Raw genomic sequence first — 19155 nt, 5'->3', positions numbered from 1 at the left:
CAGCAGGATTCGTACGCACGCTTACCGAGGGCCGGTCTACCGGCCCGCCAACAACTACAACAGGTAATACGTTCATGGAAAACACTGCTTCCGCCACGGCGGCGACAACCGCCACACAGAGCAAGACCTGGATACTGGTCTTCGCCTTCTGCTTCCTCGGTCTGCTGATCGACGGCGCGGACCTGATGCTGCTCTCCTACAGCCTCACCAGCCTCAAGGCCGAGTTCGGCCTGAGCAACCTCCAGGCCGGCAGCCTGGGCAGCGTCACCCTGGCCGGCATGGCCTTCGGCGGCATCTACGGCGGCTGGGCCTGCGACCGCTTCGGCCGGGTCAGGACGGTGGCCTGGACCATCGTGCTGTTCTCCGTCGGCACCGCCGTCCTCGGGCTGACCCATAACTACTGGCAGTTCGCCGCCGCGCGCTTCGTCGCCTCGCTGGGCCTGGGCGCACTGTACGTCGCCTGCAACACGCTGATGGCCGAATACGTACCGACCAAGTACCGCACCACGGTGCTGGGCACCCTGCAGGCCGGCTGGTCGGTCGGCTACATCGTCGCCACCCTGCTGGCCGGCTGGATCCTGCCGGATCACGGCTGGCGCTACCTGTTCTACATCGCCATCATCCCGGTGGTGCTGGCCGTGGCCATGCGCAAGCTGATCCCCGAGCCCGCCGCCTGGGTCCAGGCGCAGGCCGAACGCCAGCAGCGCAAGGCCGCCGCCCCGTCGAGCCAGCCCGCCGCGCCCCGGCAGAACGCCTACCGCCAGATTTTCAGCGACCCGCGCGCCAGCCGCATGTTCCTGTTCTGGGCGCTGACTGCCGGCTTCCTGCAATTCGGCTACTACGGCGTGAACAACTGGATGCCGTCGTACCTGGAAACCGAGATGGGCATGAACTTCAAGGCGATGACCGCCTACCTGGTCGGCACCTACGCGGCGATGATCCTCGGCAAGGTCCTGGCCGGCATTGCCGCCGACTGGTTCGGCCGCCGCACGGTGTTCTCCTTCGGCGCCCTAGGCACCGCAGTGTTCCTGCCGGTGATCGTGCTGTTCCACAGTCCGGAGAACATTCTCTGGATGCTGGTGGTGTTCGGCTTCCTCTACGGCATCCCCTACGGCGTCAACGCGACCTACATGACCGAGAGCTTCGCCGCCGCCTTCCGCGGCACGGCAGTGGGCGGCGCCTACAACATCGGGCGCATCGGCGCGGCCATCGCCCCGGCGGTGATCGGCTTCCTCGCCACCCAGATGTCCATCGGCGTGGGCTTCCTGGTGATGGGCGCGGCGTACTTCATCTGCGGCGTGATCCCCGCCCTGCTCATCCGCGACAAGCAGTTCGACCCCCAGCAGGAGTGACCTGAAGGCCGCTCCAATGCCTGCGAAAACGCCCGGTGCCTTGCACCGGGCGTTTTGCTTTGCGCGCAGGAAACGCCGCCGCCATGAATCGCAGGCAAAAAAAAGCCCCGCCGAAGCGGGGCTCTTTCGTCAGCGATGTCGATTAGACAGCGCGAACTTGTTCAGCTTGCGGGCCTTTCTGGCCGGCAGTCACAACGAAGCTGACCTTCTGGCCTTCGTCGAGGGACTTGTAGCCGTTGCCTTCGATTTGACGGAAGTGAACGAATACGTCCGGGCCGCTTTCCGGGGTGATGAAGCCGAAGCCCTTCTCAGCGTTGAACCACTTGACGATGCCGTTTTGACGATCGGACATGATGTTGTCTCCTAAAAGAATGCTAAAGGCCGGCCGAATGCCGACCGGCGATGAGCTGAATGCGTAGTGAAGAGGTGCCGAGGAGATGGAGCATCTTGTAGAAGAACATCAAGTCGCGGAACTCGTTACTGGGCAGGCAGCCCATGCAGAATACAAGTTTTGGCGGCGATTCATAGTTTTTTTTCACGTGCCGTGGTGATTTTGACAAATGGTCGAGCAATCTCGGCGTAATTGGCAAAAGACGTGTAGGCTGGCGGGGCCGGTTTGGCGCCCCAACGCATAGGTGACTTCATGACGGATTCACAGCTGATTCGCGAACGTTCGGAGCTCGATGAGAAGATTGCCGCCTTCCTCTCCCAGGGTGGCGAAATCCAGGAAATTCCCGTGGGCCAGTTGGCTGTGAAGGTCGAGCGGAAGTCGCAATGGGCGAAGTCCGAGGGCAAGAAGCCTGCGCCCTAGCCTTCGAAGGCTCAGAGAAAACCCCGCCCAGGCGGGGTTTTTCGTTTCACGGGCAGAACGGCGGGCGCCGATGCGCCCTGTGAGAGCGGGCCATGCCCGCGATCACGCCCGAGCGGGTTCGCGAGCCGGCTCGCTCCTACAGCCCGCCCGGGCTCCGCAGTGTTTTCGTAGGAGCGAGCTTGCTCGCGAACAGTGTCAGCCGCGCGCTCAATGGCCCAGGTAATGGTTCGACAGCCAGTTCAGCGCCCTGCCCGGCCGGGTCAGCGCGTCGATGAAGCTCGGCCCCCAGAAGCGGATATCGTTGGCCTCCAGCACCGCGTACATGTCGCGATGGCGGGCCTGGCGCTCCTTGAGCGGCATGCGCAGGGCCTGGTGCATGGCGTCGGCCAGGGCGTCGCGGTCATGAGGATTGACGATCAGCGCGCCGCCCAGCTCGGCGGCGGCACCAGCGAACTGGGAAAGGATGAGCACGCCGGGGTCGTCCGGATCCTGGGCGGCGACGAACTCCTTGGCGACCAGGTTCATGCCATCGCGCAGCGGCGTCACCAGGCCAATCCGTGCGTGGCGCATGACCATGGCGATATCGGCACGGTGGTGATTGCGCGCCACGTAGCGCAGCGGCACCCAGGACACCGCGCCGAAACGCCCGTTGATATGCCCTACCCGCGCGCTGACGGCTGCGTCGATGTCGACGTACTCGGGAATATCCTGGCGGCTGCCCGGTGAAATCTGCAGGCAGGTGACGCGGTTGTGCCAGCCCGGGTTCCGCTCCAGGAAGCGCTCGTAGCCGTCCAGCCGATTGACGATGCCCTTGGAGTAATCCAGGCGGTCCACTCCTACCATCAGCGCCCGGCCGCCGAGGCTCTCGCGCAGGTCCTGGGCGGCCTGGCTCTGCGCCGCCTCTTCGGCGAGCCGGCGGAACCCGGCGGCATCCACCCCCACCGGGAACACGCCGACGCGAAATTGCTGGTCTTCCAGGTGATAGCGCCGGCCATCGGGCGTCGCCGCGCCCACCACGCGGGTCAGGTAGCGGGCGAAGTTGCTGGCGTCGTTCTCGGTCTGGAAGCCGATCAGGTTGTATTGGGTCAACGCGCGGATCAGTTCGTCATGGTGCGGCAGCGCGGTGATGAGGTCAGCCGGCGGCATCGGGATGTGCAGGAAGAAGCCGATGCGGTTGCCGTGCCCACGCTGCCTGAGCGCGGACGCCAGGGAAATCAGGTGGTAATCGTGGACCCAGAGGACGTCGTCCTCCTCCAGCAGCGGGCTCAGGCGCTCGGCGAAGAACTCGTTGACCCGCTGGTACCCGCCGAACTCGGCCTCGTTGAACTCGGCCAGGTCCACCCGGTAATGCAGGATCGGCCAGAGCACGCGGTTGGCGAAGCCGTTGTAGTACTCGTCGAAGTCCTGCGGGTGCAGGTCGGTGAGGATGTACTGCAGGTTATCGCGCTGGACCACCGTCGGCGGCCCCGGCTCCTCGGCCTTCTCGCCGCTCCAGCCGAACCAGATGCCTTCGCGGTGGCGCATCGCCGCCTCCACCGCCACGGCAAGGCCGCCCGGGGCCGGGCCGTTCTCGTCGGGGATCGCGACCCGGTTGGAAATCACCACGAGGCGCGGCATGGACCCTCCTCCCAGCCGATGGACAGGCGCATGGCGGAGTTGATCAGCCCGGTCATGGAGTAGGTCTGCGGGATGTTCCCCCACAGCTCCCCGGTGTGCGGGTGCGGGTCCTCGGACAGCAGACCGTAGCGGTTGCGCGCGGAGCGAAGTCGGTGATGCGCACCGCGCCGCCGTTGTCGTCGCGCAACACGGTGGTGATGATCACGGTGTTGCGCTGGTAGTCGGAGGTGCTGCTGACCTGGTTCTCCAGCACCACGTCGGCAAAAGCTTTCTCGTCGCCGCCGGCAAGCAGCCGGGAAAATACCGGATCGCTGTCGAAGTTCGGGTAGCACCACCACACCAGGCGCGCCTGCGGGTTGACCAGGGCGGCCACCCGGCAGTTGCCGATCAGGCCCAGTTCCAGCGCACCGTCGTGCCGGTTCGTCATCGGTGAATTCCTCCTGCTTGCATCAATGCGTCGCGGACCTGCTCCGCGTCGCTGAACACCGCGCTGGCGCCGGGCAAGGCGCGCCCGACCGATAGCCCCAGGCCGCCCAGGGTGGGCATCAGCGCGATGGCCGGCTCGTCGGTGACGTCGTCGCCGATGTACAGCGGCAGGCGCCCGGCAAAAGTCGGCGTGCCCAGCAGCCGCTGGATCGCCTGCGCCTTGTCGACGCCTTCGGAAACGACTTCGTAGACCTGCTTGCCGTTGAGCAAGCGCAACCCGATGCCTTCCGGGGCGCGCAGCAGGGTTTGCAGGGCCTCGCGCAGCTCGGTGGCCAGGTCGGGGGCCGCGCGGTAATGCAGCGCGACGCTGGTGCCTTTGTCCTCGATCTGGATGCCGACATGCCGCTGCGCCAACGCGTTCAACTGCCGCCGCAGGTTGGCGGGCAGGTCCGGGGTGGTGCGGCGCAGCGGGCTGTCGCCGCGCTCGCGCCAGTGGGCGCCGTGGCCGCCGCTGGCGGCGAGGCACACGGGTTGCAGGAGCCGGTCGAGTTCCTCGACCGGGCGGCCGCTGATCAGGGCCAGGGCACCGTCGAGACTGCGCTGCAACTGGGCGAGCGCGTCGAGCAAGCCGGGCGGTACGACGACCGCATCCGGCGAGTCGGCGATGTCCAGAAGGGTTCCGTCGACATCCAGGAACAGGGCGGTCTGCTGAGGTCGGCTGAGCCAGAGGTTCAGCAGCGCCGTGGCTGAGGCCTCGCTTTGCGGGACCATGGCGGTGTCGACAGGCCCCCGTGATGTGGGACGTGACATGAGCCATTTCTCCATATTCAGGGCGTGCCGCAGCGCCGTCGTAGCCACTGCGAACGTGAAAGGGAGCCCGAGGACCCTAACACGTGGGACAACAGGGATCGACCTTGGGTTTCACCGGCGTGCGCCGTGGAGAACCCGCAGGCCAGAGCGGGCGGGCGCGCGGGACATCAAGCGAGGAAGCAGAATAATGTTCGCGGAAGAGAACGACGCCGCCCGCCGGGTTCGGCGGGCGGCGTGGGCAGAGCGTCCCGATTACAGCACCAGGTGCCCCGTCCACAGGCCGAGCAGCCCGGCCAGGGCCATGCCGACCACGACCAGGCACACGCCCCATTCAACGGCGCTGAGTTTCGCCCGCTGTTCGCGTTTGCCCAGGATGAACAGCGGCAGGCCAACGGCCCAGACCACCGCGGCCAGCAGCACGTATTTCAGACCGGCGCCGTAGAGCATGAACAGCACGAAGCACACGGCGAAGGCCGACAGCGCCATCTCGCGATAACGACCATGGGCATTGGTGCCTTCATAGCCACGCCCGTTGCAGGCGCACTGGAAGGAATACATCGACGACAGCAGGTACGGGATCAGCGCCAGCGAGGTGGAGAACGACAGCAGCGCGAGGTAGCCGGCATGGCTGAAACCGGCCACCAGCATCATCGCCTGGGCGATCCCGGTGGTCAGCCACATGGCGTTGCGCGGCGCGCCGTTGGCGTTGAGGCGGCCGAGCCAACGGGCGGAGCTGTGGCCGCGGCCGGAGAGCATGACTTCCTCGGCGCTCAGCGCAACCCAGGCGATCAGCGCACCGACCACCGAGACGATCAGGCAGATGTTGATCAGCATGCCGCCCCAGGGGCCGACCATGGCGGCCATGAGCCCCGCCATGGAGGGCTGGTGCAGTTGGGTGATCTGCGCCGCCGGCAGGATGCCCAGCGCCAGCACCGAGGTGCCCACCAGCAGCAGCGAGACGATGATCGCCCCGAGGGTCGACGCCTTGGCCACGTCGGAGAGTTTGCGCGCACGGGTGGCGTAGATGGTGCCGGACTCCAGGCCGATCAGCGTCCACATGGCGGCCAGCAGCACCGTCTTGCTCTGCTCGAAGATCGACGTGCCATGGCTCTGGCCGCGGAAATCGGTGAGGAACACGCGGCTGTCGAAGTGGTAGAGCGCAAGGCCCAGGAACAGCACGATGGGCACCACCTTGGCGACGGTGGCGATGTTGTTCACCGTGGTGCTGGTTTTCACACCGCGCAACACCAGCCCGTTGATCACCCACAGCAGCGCCGAGGCGGCGAATATGGCGGGCCAGGTGGTGCCGTCACCGAACCAGGAGAAGATCCCGAAGGCGCCCAGCGCACTGAAGATCACCACCAGGTAGGAGGCGTTGCCGATGGCGTCGCCGGCGCCGTGGCCGTAGGCGCCGATGAAGCCGCCGATATGCCCGAAGCCGGCCTTCGACCAACCGTAGATGCCGTCGTCGATGTCCGGCTGGCGCAGGGTGAGGTTACGGTAGACCGACACCAGCGCGAGCATGCCGAAGGCCACGATGGCCCAGCCGCAGAGGATACCCAGCGCGCCTGCGCCGCCGGTGAGCGTGGCGGGCAAGGCGAAGATGCCGGAGCCGATGGCGCTGCCGACGATCAGTGAGGTCAGGCCGAACAGACCGACTTTTCCGTCGCCCGTCCCGCCTTCCACGTGACGAAGATGTTTCATGATTCGACTCCTTCCGAAATGGCCCTGGCGGGTCGGTGATTCCGTTGTAATCCCGGGCTGTCGGAAGGAAGCTGACTTGAGGCAGACGAGAACCTGTCCGACCCTCGAACTTGTTCGAGCTTTCTCTCCAGGCTATTGACGGGTCGCGATACCGGTTGGGTGGGCACAGCGCTGAAGAGGCGGATTTATCTGACAAACGAACTGGAATCCTCCTCATCACAGGAAGGACGGCGTTTTCGAGAATGTGTCAGACCAATCCTCCTAGAGAACCAACCATGCCTCCGCTCTCCGCGCTCGTGCTCCAGGCGTCCGGCCTGCATCGTTCGACCGCTGTCACCGCGCTGCATCACCTGGGCTACAGCTTTCTTTCGGAGGTTTCCAGCAATGCCTACGCTCTGGATCGGCTGCGCAGCCAGGGCGGAGTGCACCTGCTGATCTGCGACGTGCGCATCGATCCGGTGGCACGCCTGGAGTTCCTTCAGACCGTCGCCCGCGAGCGCCTGGCCGACGGCGTGGTGGTCAGCGGGGAGATGGCCCCGGGCACCTGGAGCGCCCTCTCCCACCTTCTGCAACTGCAAGGCATGAAGGTGTTCTGGCTGGGCAACGACGCCGCCACCCTGGAGCGCCTGCGCGCACTGCTCAGCGATTTCCAGCCCGCTGGCGCGCAGCTTGGCCTGCCGCTGGCGGAAACCGCCGCCGGCGAGGACGGCGAGCCCGCCGGCCTGCCGACACGGGGCAAGCTGCGCGCGTACCTGCAGCCCAAGGTGCATGTCGCCACTGCCCAGGTGTATGGCTTCGAGGTACTTGCGCGCTGGCAGGGGGACGATGGTGCGGTCTTGCTGCCTGGCGACTTCCTGGCGGCCATGCGCCGTGCCGGCAAGCTCGACTCCATGCTGTTCGAGCTGATGGGTCAGGCGATAGAGGCATTGCGCAATCAGGGCAACAACGAGCTGAAGCTGTCATTCAACCTGGAGGCCGAGCAGGTCGCCCAGACCGACTTTGCCGCCGCGGTGGAGCGCAACCTGCGCACGCTGGACATGGACCCGCGGCGCATCACCTTCGAACTCACCGAGTCCTCGCCGCTGCACGCCCCGCCGCTCAGCCTGGAGAACGTGCTGCGCCTGCGCCTGCTGGGTTGCGGCCTGGCCATCGACGACTACGGCTGCGGCCACTCCACCCTGCAACGCCTGATGGAACTGCCGTTCACCGAATTGAAGCTGGACCGCCACCTGGTCGCCGACGTGAACAATGGCGATCCGCGCCGCCTCGTCGTGCTGCGCAATGCCCTGGCGCTGGGCCGCGACCTGGGGCTGCGGGTGATCGCCGAAGGCGTGGAGAACGCCGCCCAATTGCGCCAACTGCAGCAACTGGAGTGCGATTGCGCCCAGGGCTTCCTGTTCGGCAAGCCAATGGACGCCAGCCAGGTGGGCCATTTCCTGCGCGGCGCGCCGTTGCGCCTGCAAAAGCTCGAAGCCGTGCAGGCCCTGCGCCCGGCGCAATAGCGCGGCGCAAAAGAAAACGGCTGTTACGGACTTCCTGTCCGCAACAGCCGTCTGGATTGTCCTCAGCAAAGGACGACGCAATTGTAGGCCATTGGCCATCAGCGCGTCTTCCCAGTTCGCCCGCATCACAACCAAATACGTACAAACGCGTCAAACAGCCGCTCTTTCCGACGCCGATACCAGCGGATTCGCTGCACAATCGTCCCAATAGTGTCGGCTATATGACGGTCTGCCCCTCGTTTCGGTCTCGCCGCACGTGATGACCGTCACGGCGCTTTGCCCTAGCCCACCGATGAACTGTCTGGTTACCATGCTCGGCCGCGCTGGATGCCAGGAAGGCACGCCTCAACAGGGATAGCCCCAGCGTCGCCCACTTTCATTTTTGGCAGCCGACATGCCCCAGACTTCTTCGCGCACGCCCCGTCGTCCGCTGTTCCGCTTTGCCCTGACCGGCACCAGCCTGGTCATCGCCGCCGCGCTGGCCTTCTTCGCCTGGCAGGACTTCTACCCCGTGCAGGCGGCCGATGGCTGGTCCGTCGAGGTCCTGCACAAGAACGTGGAAAAGGCCGCGTCGCTGGTGCCCCTGGCCGACGGTGGCCTGCTGGTCAGCCAGGAATTGAAGAAGGACAAGGGCAACATCCTGCGCATCGCCGCCGATGGCCAGCGGCGGATCATGGTGGACGGGCTGACCAAACCCGACGGCATGATCGCGGCCCAGGGCGGCTGGGTGTTCAGCCAGGAGTCCGAGGGCCGGCCAGTGCAGTTGCTCAAGGACGGCAAGGTCACCGACCTGTTCATGGGCCAGTCCGTGCAGGGCCTGTGGGATGACGGCGCGAACCTCTACGCCATCGAGGACCGCCGCGAGGATGGCCGGCTGCTGCGCTACCGCTGGAGCGACGGCGAGCTGACGGTGCTGCGCGACAAACTGCGGGAGACCGAATCCGTCACCCGCTGCACCGACGGCAAGCTGCTCTACACCGAGAAGAAAAAAGGCGTGGTGCACCAGTTCAGCGAGGACGGCAGCGACCCGGTGCTGCTCTCCGGCCTGAACCAGCCGACCTTCCTGATGTGCGACGCGCGCGGCCTGTGGATCAGCGAAGACTCCACCCATCGCGCGCGCCTGCTGCTGTGGAACGGCACGGGCGAGCCGCGCACCGTCCTGTCGTTCCTCAAGGCGCCGCAGGCCATAGTGCCCGACGGCAAGGGCGGCTACCTGCTGGCCGAAGGCGGCCGCGACCGCGTGCTGCGCCTCACCCCGGCGAACTGACGCCGCCGCGGGCCCTCGCCCCCACTACTCCGCCAGCCCCGGCATGACCAGGCCGGGGATCACCTCCACCAGCGCATCGATGGCCAGCCGGACCTTGCGCGGCAACTGGGTGGTCTGCAGCCAGGTGGCGTAGACGCCGTAGAGAAAGCCCGGCTGCTGCGGCAGCAGTTCTTCCAGCTCGCCCGCCAGGATGGCGTCGCCCACCAGCCAGTACGGTTGCCAGGCCAGCCCCATGCCGCGCACCGTCGCATCGGCGATGGCCGCCAGGTCGTCGAAACGCAGCCGCGCGTTCGGCGCGAACTCCACCGGTGACTGCCCTTCGCGGGGAAACAGCCACGGGTTGATCCGCCCGGAACGGTGATAGACCAGCAACTGGTGCTCAGCCAGCTCCTCGATGCTGGCGGGCCTGCCATGCTTCGCCAGGTACGCCGGCGCGGCGCACACCACCATGCGCTGGCGCCCGATACGGCGCGCAATCACCCCGGCCCGCGGCTCCGGCTCGCCGGTACGGATGGCCAGGTCGATCCGCTCTTCCGCCAGGTCGGTCAGCCGGTCGCTGAAGCGCAGGTCCAGTTCCAGGTGCGGATAACGCTGCGCCAACTCCAGCAGGACCGGCGCCACACAGCGTCGGCCGAAATGCACCGGCATGGCTACCCGCAGCCGCCCACGCGGCTCCGCCACCTCGCCGGCGGCGAGAACATCCGCCGCCTCGGCATCGGCCAGCAACGCGCGGCAGCGCTCGTAGTAGATCCGCCCGGCCTCGGTCAGGCTCTGCCGCCGAGTGCTGCGCTGCAGCAACCGGACGCCCAGGCGCTCCTCGAGAAAGCGCACGTGCTTGCCCACCATGGGCGCGGACATTTCCAGGGCATCGGCGGCGGCCGCGAAGGACCCGAGGTCCACTGCGCGAACGAACACCGCCATGCTGGTGAGGCGATCCATTCGTAACTCCTGATTTCGACTAAGCGCTTCTATACGCCATTTATCCGCTTAATCCCATACCGGATAGTGCATTTACATCACATCACTTTCGTATAGGAGCTTCTAGATGGAAAATGTCACCGCACGGGCTGTTCGCTTTCACCAGATCGGCGGGCCGGACGTGCTGCGCATCGAACCCCTGGCGGTTCGTCAGCCCGGCCCGGACGAGGTGAGCATCCGGGTCAAGGCCCTGGGGCTGAACCGTGCCGAGGTGCTGCTGCGCACCGACCGATACATCGAGACCCCGCGCCTGCCGTCCGGCCTTGGCCTGGAGGCCACCGGCATCGTCGAGGCGGTGGGCAGCAACGTCAGGGACTTTGCCGAAGGGGACGCGGTGAGCGTGCTGCCGCCCACATCGATGCAGGAACAGCCCACCCACGCCGAGCACCTGGTGGTGCCGCAGGCGCGGCTGGTGAAGAACCCACCCGGCCAGGCCTGGAGCGACGCCGCCGCCACGTGGATGCAGTACCTCACCGCCTACGGTGCGCTGGTGCAGGTCGCCGCGTTGCGCGCCGGCGACTTCGTGGTGATCACCGCCGCCTCCAGCAGCGTTGGCCTGGCGGCCATCCAGATTGCCCGGCGCGTGGGCGCCGTGCCGATCGCGGTGACCCGCGGTTCGGCGAAACGCGATGCGTTGCTGCAGGCGGGCGCCGCCGAAGTGATCGCCAGCGACGAGGAAGACCTGCGCGCGCGGCTGCTCGAGATCACCGGCAAGGTCGGCGCGCGGGTGGTGTTCGATCCGGTGGGCGGGCCGATCTTCGAGCCCCTGATCGCCGCCATGGCGGAGGGCGGCATACTCATCGAGTACGGCGGCCTGAGCCCCGAGCCGACGCCCTTCCCGCTGTTCGAGGTGCTGAGCCGCTCGCTGGTGTTGCGCGGCTACCGCGTCTACGAAGTGCTGGAAGACCCGGCACGCCTGCAGGCGGCCAAGGCATTCATCGTCGATGGGTTGGCGGACGGCTCGCTGCGCCCGGTCATCGCCCGCCGCTTCGCGTTCGAGGAGATCGTCGAGGCCTACCGCTACCTGGAATCCAACCAGCAGTTCGGCAAGGTGGTGGTCACCCTGTAGCCCCACCTCGCTCCGCCGCGCAGGTGGCAGCGGAGCCGGGGCGTCTTGGTAACCAGGGGTGGCACGCCGGGCGTGCCAGGTCAGTTCAGCGTGGCCAGGTCGATGACGAAGCGGTAGCGCACGTCGGAGCGCTCCATGCGCTCGAAGGCGTGGTTGATCTCGTCCATGCGGATCATCTCGCACTCCGGCAGGATGTTCTTCTTCCCGCAGAAGTCGAGCATCTCCTGGGTTTCGGCGATGCCGCCGATGGGCGAGCCGGCGATACGGCGGCGGCCAAGCAGCAGCGGAACACTGCTGAACTCGTCGATGGGGCCGACCTGCCCGACCATCACCAGGGTGCCGTCGATATCCAGCAGGGGCATGTAGGGCTTCAGGTCGTGCCGCACCGGCACGGTGTCGATGATCAGGTCGAAGCTGTTGGCCGCCGCCTTCATCGCTCGCGTATCGGAGGACACCAGCAGCGCATCGGCGCCCAGTTCCATGGCATCGCTGCGCTTGTCCTCGGTGCGGCTGAGCACGGTGACGGTGGCGCCCAGGCCGACGGCCAGCTTCACCGCCATGTGCCCCAGCCCGCCAAGCCCGACGACGCCTACGCGGCTGCCCGGCCCGACGTTCCAGGTGCGCAGCGGCGAATAGGTGGTGATGCCGGCACACAGCAGCGGCGCGGCGCGGCTCAGGTCCAGGCCGTCCGGCACGCGCAGGACGAATTCCTCGCGCACCACCAGGTGCTTGGAGTAGCCGCCCTGGGTCGCCTCGCGGGTGATGCGATCCAGGCCATTGTAGGTCTGGGTGTTGCCCTGCCGGCAGAGTTGCTCTTCGCCCTTGCGGCACTGGTCGCACGCCTGGCACGAGTCCACCATGCAGCCCACCGCCACGGCGTCGCCGACCTGGTAGCGGGTGACCTTGGGCCCCACCGCGGTGACCCGGCCGACGATCTCGTGGCCCGGCACCATGGGGTAGCGGCTGAAGCCCCAGTCGTTGCGCGCCTGGTGCAGGTCGGAGTGGCAGACGCCGCAATAGAGGACATCCATCGCCACATCGTTGTCCCGCAGCGAGCGGCGCTCGAAGGTGAAGGGTGCGAGCGGGTCCCGTGGGTTCTGCGCAGCGTATCCAAGGGTTTTCATCGGTGGTGCTCCTCGATGCTTGAACGGGCCGGGGCGACGACGTTGTTGCCTGTCCGGCCAGCGGGGAACCCTGAAGTAAAGCTCATTACGGAGGCTTCGCCGGGGATTGCTCGGCACCAGCGTCCTGCGGATGCAGAGCCCCTGGGCAGCGTTTCGGCGGAACGGGCGAGCGGCCCCCATCCTGGCGTGGAGCGCAGGTTCGCCGTGGCCGGCCCCGCGGACGGAGTGCGCTCCTACAACGAAACGCCAGCGCTCGGGTACGCCCTCACCCTACCCCTCTCCCAGAGGGAGAGGGAACTCCATGGCGTGGGGTGAAACCTCGGTCGCAGCCGGCACGGGCTGCCCCCTCTCCCTCTGGGAGAGGGCTGGGGTGAGGGAAATCGCAGGCACAAAGTCCCAGCAGAAGGCGGTTGCTCCAAATAAAGTCGCATCCCGACTACTGGTATCGAATCGAAACCTTGACAGCAAATAGCATCTGCCCGATGGTAATAGGTAGTTTTTGATCGATACCATTTACCCGTAAGAGCCTTGCCATGCCACTGCCCGCCGTTTCCCTCGACGCCCTCCTCACCGGCTGCGCCGTGCCTTTCACCCGGCCCGGCTCGCGAAGCGCCATCGCCAAGCAGCCGCGCCAGTCGGCACTGGCGGTCACCACCCTGGGCCTGGAGAGCGACGAACAAGGCGACTTGCGCGTGCACGGCGGCGTGGAAAAGGCCATCCATCATTACCCCCGCGAGCACTACGCGGCGTGGATCGCCGAGCTGGGCGACCACCCGCTGCTGGGCCAACCCGGCGCCTTCGGGGAGAACTTCAGCACCACCGGCTGGACGGAAGCCGACCTCTGCCTGGGCGACCGCATCCGCGCCGGCACGGCGCTGCTGGAGGTGTCCCAGGGGCGCATGCCGTGCTGGAAGCTCAATGATCGTTTCGACGTCGCCCAGATGGCCCTGCGCGTGCAGGAATCAGGGCGCACCGGCTGGTACTACCGGGTACTGGAGCAAGGCACGGTGGCTGCCGGCGCGACACTGGAACTGATCGAGCGGCACCATGCCGACTGGTCCCTGCAACGGCTGGGCGCCGTGCTGTTCGACAAGCAGGTGGACGCCGCGGTGCTGCGCGACTGCCTGGAGCTGCCGCTGCCGCCGAACTGGCGCCGCACGCTGTCGCGGCGCCTGGAGAACGGCGCGGTGGAAGACTGGAGCCCGCGCCTGGACGGCAGCCCGAAGGCCTGACGCGGGACTCCACGGCGGGCGCCGGAACGTCCGCCGGCGCGCGGTGCACGCCAATGGCAGTTAGCCACGGCCGAGCGCACCGGCCACTGGCGCTGCGGCGAGAATGCGCGACAATGGCGCTCATTCGCCCTCTTCCGCCTTGCCGCGAGCCTTCGACCATGAGCGACCTTTCCATCCAGCTGGTGCAGGCCGGCCCCGAGCATCAGGACCTGATCCGCAACCTCTACCAGTTCTACGCCTACGAGTCGTCGGACTGGGAAGACGAGGACGTGGAGGTGGACGGCCGTTTCTACATCCACGAGGAGCACCTGACGCGCTACTGGAGCGAGCCGGAGTGGAGCGCCAACCTGATCCTGGCCGACGGCTTCATCGCCGGCTTCCTGCTGGTGGAAGGCAGCGAGCTGCCCGGCATCGACGCGCTGGAGCTGTCGGACCTGTTCGTGCTGAAGAAGTACCGTCGCCTCGGCATCGGCCGTGCCCTGGCCAACCAGGTGCTGCTGGGCAATCCCGGCCCGTGGCTGGTGCGTTTCTACGCCCAGGACGAGGTGGCGGCGGCCTTCTGGAAATCCGTGTTCGCCGACCTGCCGCGCCCGGTGCAGCGCATCGAGCCGGGGGACGATCCGCAGCTGGTGAGCTACCTGATCAGCCCGGCGACGCACTGAGCCGCTGTTCGTCACGATCAGTCTTCTGTCATTTGCGATCATTGAGCGACCTGGCGGCGCGGCCGTATCGTCCTGAGCGAACAACAAGAAACCCAGGAGCTACTCCCGTGACCGCACTGAACCTGCATCCCCAGGCCGCCGCTTCCCTGGCCAGCTGGCACCAGATGGTGGCCGCCAGGAACCTCTCCAACCTGCCGCAACTGCTGGCGCCCAACGCGGTGTTCCGCTCGCCCATGGCGCATTCGCCCTACCCCGGCGCGCCGGTGGTGTCGACCATCCTCAACACCGTGTTGCAGGTGTTCGAGAACTTCACCTACCACCGCGAGCTGGCCACCGGCGACGGCCTGAACGTGGTGCTGGAATTCAGCGCCACGGTGAACGGCAAGGACCTCAAGGGCATCGACATGATCCGCTTCGACGAGCACGGCAAGATCATCGAGTTCGAGGTGATGGTCCGCCCGCTCAGTGGCCTGCAGGCCCTGGGCGAGGAAATGGGTCGCCGCCTGGCGCCCTACCTGGCGGCCGCGAAGGCGAAGTCGGCCAGCTGAGATTGCCCGCCAGGGGGATTTCTGCTGGGATGGGCCATCCCTGCATCAAGGAAATCCCCATGGCCTCCTTTGAGGAACTCTTCTCCATCGGCGAGGGCTTCGACGCCTTCGTCGCCCACGGCCTGCCCGCCGAGATCGCTGGCGTGCGCAAGGTCCAGCAACAGCTGGCCGAGCCGGGCACGATCAGCGCCGACACCCTGCGCCGCGTCCAGGCCATCGAGGGCCGCTACCGCCTGCTGATCGCCGGCGAAATGTGGTGCCCCGACTGCCAGATCAACGTCACCGTGATGGACTATCTGCAGCGCCTGCAACCGCGCGTGCAGTTGGCGGTAATCACCAAGGGCCGCGCCGAGGACGATCTGCGCGAGCGCATGGCGCTGGAGCGCGTCCTGATTCCGGTGGTGCTGGTGCTCGATGCCGAGTTCCAGCCGGTGGGCCGCTTCATCGAACGACCGCAGGAGGTGGTGGCGGGCGGCGATGCGCTCAAGCCCGCGTACCGCGCGGGGGCATATCTGGAGAGCACGCTGACGGATTTGCTGGCGCTGTTCGAGCAGGCGGAAGGTCGAGCGTAAGCGCAGCCGCCGGAACGACGGCATCGACCAGTAGCGGCGCGCCATGCGCGCGATCGCGGGCATGGCCCGATCCTACAAATCCCCGAACCCGCAGGCCGTTGTAGGAGCGAGCCATGCTCGCGAACCGCCCAACGCCGCAACCGCCGGGCAGATCGTTCGCGAGCAAGCTCGCACCTACGAAAAGCCAAGAAGGCTCCGCCACGCGGGGCTTTTGTTCAGGCCAGGTCGATCACACGGATTCGTAGGCGATAACGCTAGCCCGTGGTGCGCCTGCCGATGTGTAGGAGCGAGCCATGCTCGCGAACCGCCCAACACCGCAACCGCCGGGCAGATCGTTCGCGAGCAAGCTCGCACCTACGAAAAGCCAAGAAGGCTCCGCCACGCGGGGCTTTTGTTCAGGCCAGGTCGATCACCGGGGTGCGTAGGCGATAACGCCAGCACGTAGTGCGCCTGCCGATGTGTAGGAGCGAGCCATGCTCGCGAACCGCCCAACGCCGCAACCGCCGGGCAAATCGTTCGCGAGCAAGCTCGCTCCTACGAAAAGCCAAGAAGGCTCCGCCACGCGGGGCTTTTGTTCAGGCCAGGTCGCTCACCGGGGTTCGTAGGCGATAACGCCAGCCCGTGGTGCGTCTGCCGATGTGTAGGAGCGAGCCATGTTCGCGAACCGCCCAACGCCGTAGTCGCCGGCAGATCGTTCGCGAGCAAGCTCGCACCTACGAAAAGCCAAGAAAAAGCCCCGCGATGCGGGGCTTTTGCGTTCAGATCGGGCGGATCACAAGGAGTACTTCACCGTGAACATCAGGTTGCGCGGCTCGCCGTAGTTCAGGTTGCCGAAGCTGATGCCGCTGTAATAGTACTTGTCGAAGATGTTGTTGAAGTTCACCCGGGTATCGATGTTCTCGTTGACCTTGTAGCCGACCATGGCGTTGGTCACCGTGTAGCCGCCCTGCTGGAAGCCGGTGGAGGTGTCCTCGGTCTGGCTCTGGGTCACCAGGTTGCCGCCCACGCGCCACTGGTGCAGCTCGCCCGGCAGGGTGTAGCTGGTGGCGAGCTTGAACAGATGGCGCGGCTTGGTCGGGTCGAAGGGCTTGCCGACGTTGTCCTCGTTGCTGTCATGCTTGTACTTGGCGTCGACGTAGGTGTAGCCGACCATGGCCTGCCAGTTCTCGGTCAGCGCACCGCTGACCTCCATGTCCACGCCCTGGCTGCGCACCTTGCCCGAGGCGCGCGAGCAGTAGATCGAAGTCGGCGAACTGGGGCACGGCGAGGGGCCGCTGGTGTCGTCGGTGGCGCGGTTTTCCTGGTCGATCTGGAACAGCGCGAGCTGGGTGTTCAGCGTGCCGCCAAAGTGCTCGCCCTTCAGGCCGATCTCGTAGTTCTTGCCGGTGATGGGGTCGACCAGGCTGCCGCTGGAATCGAAGTTGCTCTGCGGCTTGAAGATATCGGTGTAGCTGGCATAGACCGAGTAGACCTCGTTCAGGTCGTAAACCACGCCGGCGTAGCGGGTAACGTTGCGGGTCACCTTCTGGGTGCCGGTGTCGTTGTGCGGGTCGGCCTCGTACCAGTCCAGGCGGCCGCCGAGGATGACTTTCAGCGGGTCGGCAACGTTCAGGCGGGTGGTGACGTAGGCGCCCTTCTGCTCCTGGTCGAGCTTCATGTTCCACAGGCTCATGTCGATGCTCGGCTTCTGCACCGAGCCCGGGTCCCATTTCGTCGGGTCGAACGGGGTCATCGGCGAGCCGTCGTTGTAGGTCAAATCGCCCCAGCCGCCGTGGCCGTCGAAGCGCTCTTCGCGGTAGCTTCCGCCGAACACCAGTTCATGCTCGCGGCCGAAGGCCTGGAACGGGCCGTTGGCGAAGGCGTCGTAGCTCTGGTGGTCGTCGGTGTAGGCGTACTGGCCCGGCCCCTGGATCATGGTCGGGCAGCCTTCGGTGTAGTAGCAGCTGTTGTACAGGCCGAGCATGTCGATGCGCGCCCACAGCTTGTCGGCGGCGACCTTCATCTGCCAGCCGTTGTCGAAGCGGTGCACCACATCGCCGAACAGGTGGGTGGTGGTGGTATCCCAGTAGGACCAGTCGGCGCCGTAGTAGTCGGAGCGCTTGAGGCCCAGGTGACGGCCACCCAGCGGCGCCGGCAGGCCCACCCAATTGTCGTTCTTGTTGTCGTTCTGGTAGGACGCGCCCAGGGTCAGGGTGGTGTCGGGGTTGAGGTCGGCCTCGGTGATGCCATAGAGCACGCCGCGTTCGCCGCTGACCACGTCCTGGAAGCTGTCGTGGGTCTCGTAGGCTGCCACGGCGCGGCCGCGCAGGGTGCCTTCGCTGTTGAGCGGGCCGGACACGTCGACCTGGCTGCGATAGCGGTCCCAGGTGCCGGCACTGCCTTCCAGGCTCAGGTGGAAGTCCTGGGTCGGGCGCTTGCGCACCATGTTGACGGCGGCGGCCGGGTTGCCGGCGCCCTGCATCAGGCCCGTGGCGCCGCGCACCACTTCGACGCGGTCGAACATCGCCAGGTCCGCGGCGGAAATCACGTCCTGGGTGTAGGTGGAAATGCTGGTGGCCAGGCCGTCGTACATGATGTTGTCGACGTCGAAGCCGCGCGCGGCGTAGCTCACCCGCGCGGGGCCGTACTGCTGCACGGTCATGCCGGTGACGCCGCGGATCGCGTCGTCGAGGTCCTGCATGTTCTGGTCTTCCATCTGCTGGCGGGTGACCACGCTGACCGATTGCGGCGTCTCGCGCACCGTCATGTTCAGCTTGGTGGACGTCTGCATCACGCCGGTGGTGTAGGAACCGGTGCCCTCGGTGGTGCCGGGCGCCACGCTGGCGGCGCCGACGATCTCGGTGGCACCCAGGTCGACGCTGTCATCGCTCGACGCAGCGCTTCGCGCGGTGCCGCTGACCTGCGCGCTCTGGCCGGTGACCGTGCCCTGCAAGCCACTGTCCGCCAACAGACGTGCGAGCGCCTCGCCCGGCTCCATGCTGCCCCGAAGCGCCGGCGCGTCGACCTTGGCGACCTCGGCATGATCGTAGGCAATGCGCAGGCCGCTGGCGGACTGCAGTTGCGCCAGGGAAACGGCCAGGGGCTGCCTGGGCAAATCGACCGCCACCGGCGCCGCAGCGGCGGAAAGTGCGAGGGTGGAGAGACTGAGCAGGAGCGCGCCGGAGGCTACGTCTTTCATCTGCAGGAGGATCCTTGGTGCGAGGTTTTACGCTCTGTCGGCGCAATGACTCGGGTTGGCGATGACCGGCGTCGGCCGCCGGCGGGGAGCCAAAGTGTATGCAGATGTAAATTACTTGTAAATGCGAATACGTCTTACTTGATGTGCGCGATCGGCTGTTTTCCTACTCGCGGCCGGCCCATGCCGTAGGAGCGGACTTCGTCCGCGATGGTTACTCGCAACGCCGTGGCTGACCGGAGCGGTGGGGACTCGATCGCGGACAGAGTCCGCTCCTACCTGAAGCATCACGACGGGCCCCGCCCT

17 protein-coding genes are annotated in these 19155 nt (G+C 66.5%); 9 read left to right on the top strand and 8 right to left on the bottom strand.

Features of this window, described 5'->3' with window-relative positions:
• The first annotated feature begins 74 nt into the window (after positions 1-74).
• Entirely contained in the window at positions 75-1352 is a 1278-nt protein-coding gene (locus ACNFIA_RS16305; protein WP_416786598.1) for an MFS transporter, read from the top strand.
• Positions 1353-1494: 142 nt separating this feature from the next.
• On the opposite strand, the gene ACNFIA_RS16300 is transcribed toward ACNFIA_RS16305, so the two are convergent.
• The gene (locus tag ACNFIA_RS16300) at positions 1495-1704 is read right to left on the bottom strand and encodes a cold-shock protein (protein WP_017518411.1); all 210 of its coding nucleotides are present in this window, start codon (positions 1702-1704) and stop codon (positions 1495-1497) included.
• A 291-nt stretch (positions 1705-1995) separates the two neighbouring features.
• On the opposite strand from ACNFIA_RS16300, the gene ACNFIA_RS16295 reads away from it, so the two are divergent.
• Positions 1996-2163, top strand: coding sequence for a hypothetical protein (locus ACNFIA_RS16295; RefSeq protein WP_184596138.1), 168 nt, complete (start codon positions 1996-1998; stop codon positions 2161-2163).
• 207 nt (positions 2164-2370) lie between these two features.
• Here the strand turns inward: ACNFIA_RS16295 and otsA are convergent, their stop codons facing one another.
• The 4 genes from otsA to ACNFIA_RS16275 all read right to left on the bottom strand — a co-directional run bounded on the left by otsA (position 2371) and on the right by ACNFIA_RS16275 (position 6720).
• Positions 2371-3780 carry an alpha,alpha-trehalose-phosphate synthase (UDP-forming) gene (gene otsA / locus ACNFIA_RS16290; protein WP_416786595.1) on the bottom strand — a complete coding sequence of 470 codons (1410 nt, stop codon included), beginning with the start codon at positions 3778-3780 and terminating at the stop codon, positions 2371-2373.
• A gap of 52 nt (positions 3781-3832) precedes the next feature.
• On the bottom strand, positions 3833-4207 hold the full coding sequence (locus ACNFIA_RS16285; protein ID WP_416786593.1) for a trehalase-like domain-containing protein: 375 nt from the start codon (positions 4205-4207) through the stop codon (positions 3833-3835).
• A complete protein-coding gene (otsB, locus tag ACNFIA_RS16280) occupies positions 4204-5016 on the bottom strand; it encodes a trehalose-phosphatase (RefSeq protein ID WP_416786590.1) in 813 nt (270 codons plus the stop codon). The genes ACNFIA_RS16285 and otsB overlap by 4 nt, the downstream gene beginning before the upstream one ends.
• Before the next feature lie 252 nt (positions 5017-5268).
• A complete protein-coding gene (locus tag ACNFIA_RS16275; RefSeq protein ID WP_416786588.1) occupies positions 5269-6720 on the bottom strand; it encodes an amino acid permease in 1452 nt (483 codons plus the stop codon).
• Positions 6721-6995: 275 nt separating this feature from the next.
• Between ACNFIA_RS16275 and ACNFIA_RS16270 the strand changes: the two genes are divergently transcribed.
• Positions 6996-8222 (top strand): EAL domain-containing protein, encoded by a 1227-nt coding sequence (locus ACNFIA_RS16270; protein ID WP_416786585.1) that lies wholly within the window; start codon positions 6996-6998, stop codon positions 8220-8222.
• A gap of 394 nt (positions 8223-8616) precedes the next feature.
• Positions 8617-9489: a hypothetical protein gene (locus ACNFIA_RS16265; RefSeq protein ID WP_416786583.1), complete on the top strand. Its 873-nt coding sequence runs from the start codon at positions 8617-8619 to the stop codon at positions 9487-9489.
• Between the two features lie 24 nt (positions 9490-9513).
• On the opposite strand, the gene ACNFIA_RS16260 is transcribed toward ACNFIA_RS16265, so the two are convergent.
• Positions 9514-10428 carry a LysR family transcriptional regulator gene (locus ACNFIA_RS16260; RefSeq protein ID WP_416786580.1) on the bottom strand — a complete coding sequence of 305 codons (915 nt, stop codon included), beginning with the start codon at positions 10426-10428 and terminating at the stop codon, positions 9514-9516.
• Between the two features lie 106 nt (positions 10429-10534).
• Between ACNFIA_RS16260 and ACNFIA_RS16255 the strand changes: the two genes are divergently transcribed.
• The gene (locus ACNFIA_RS16255; protein ID WP_416786578.1) at positions 10535-11536 is read left to right on the top strand and encodes a zinc-dependent alcohol dehydrogenase family protein; all 1002 of its coding nucleotides are present in this window, start codon (positions 10535-10537) and stop codon (positions 11534-11536) included.
• Between the two features lie 80 nt (positions 11537-11616).
• On the opposite strand, the gene ACNFIA_RS16250 is transcribed toward ACNFIA_RS16255, so the two are convergent.
• Positions 11617-12660: an NAD(P)-dependent alcohol dehydrogenase gene (locus ACNFIA_RS16250; RefSeq protein WP_416786576.1), complete on the bottom strand. Its 1044-nt coding sequence runs from the start codon at positions 12658-12660 to the stop codon at positions 11617-11619.
• Between the two features lie 533 nt (positions 12661-13193).
• On the opposite strand from ACNFIA_RS16250, the gene ACNFIA_RS16245 reads away from it, so the two are divergent.
• From ACNFIA_RS16245 to ACNFIA_RS16230, 4 genes are all read left to right on the top strand, one after another.
• Positions 13194-13892 carry an MOSC domain-containing protein gene (locus ACNFIA_RS16245; RefSeq protein WP_416786574.1) on the top strand — a complete coding sequence of 233 codons (699 nt, stop codon included), beginning with the start codon at positions 13194-13196 and terminating at the stop codon, positions 13890-13892.
• 158 nt (positions 13893-14050) lie between these two features.
• The gene (locus ACNFIA_RS16240; RefSeq protein WP_416786572.1) at positions 14051-14554 is read left to right on the top strand and encodes a GNAT family N-acetyltransferase; all 504 of its coding nucleotides are present in this window, start codon (positions 14051-14053) and stop codon (positions 14552-14554) included.
• Between the two features lie 107 nt (positions 14555-14661).
• On the top strand, positions 14662-15102 hold the full coding sequence (locus tag ACNFIA_RS16235; RefSeq protein WP_416786570.1) for a nuclear transport factor 2 family protein: 441 nt from the start codon (positions 14662-14664) through the stop codon (positions 15100-15102).
• Positions 15103-15161: 59 nt separating this feature from the next.
• On the top strand, positions 15162-15674 hold the full coding sequence (locus ACNFIA_RS16230) for a thioredoxin family protein (RefSeq protein WP_416786568.1): 513 nt from the start codon (positions 15162-15164) through the stop codon (positions 15672-15674).
• 772 nt (positions 15675-16446) lie between these two features.
• Here the strand turns inward: ACNFIA_RS16230 and ACNFIA_RS16225 are convergent.
• Positions 16447-18852 carry a TonB-dependent siderophore receptor gene (locus tag ACNFIA_RS16225; protein ID WP_416786567.1) on the bottom strand — a complete coding sequence of 802 codons (2406 nt, stop codon included), beginning with the start codon at positions 18850-18852 and terminating at the stop codon, positions 16447-16449.
• Positions 18853-19155 lie beyond the last annotated feature (303 nt).

Origin of the sequence: Pseudomonas sp. NY15437 (assembly GCF_048068435.1) — a bacterium.
GTDB lineage: Bacteria > Pseudomonadota > Gammaproteobacteria > Pseudomonadales > Pseudomonadaceae > Pseudomonas > Pseudomonas nitroreducens_B.
Note: the sequence above shows the minus strand (reverse complement) of the source record. Positions and strands in the feature narration are given on the sequence as shown.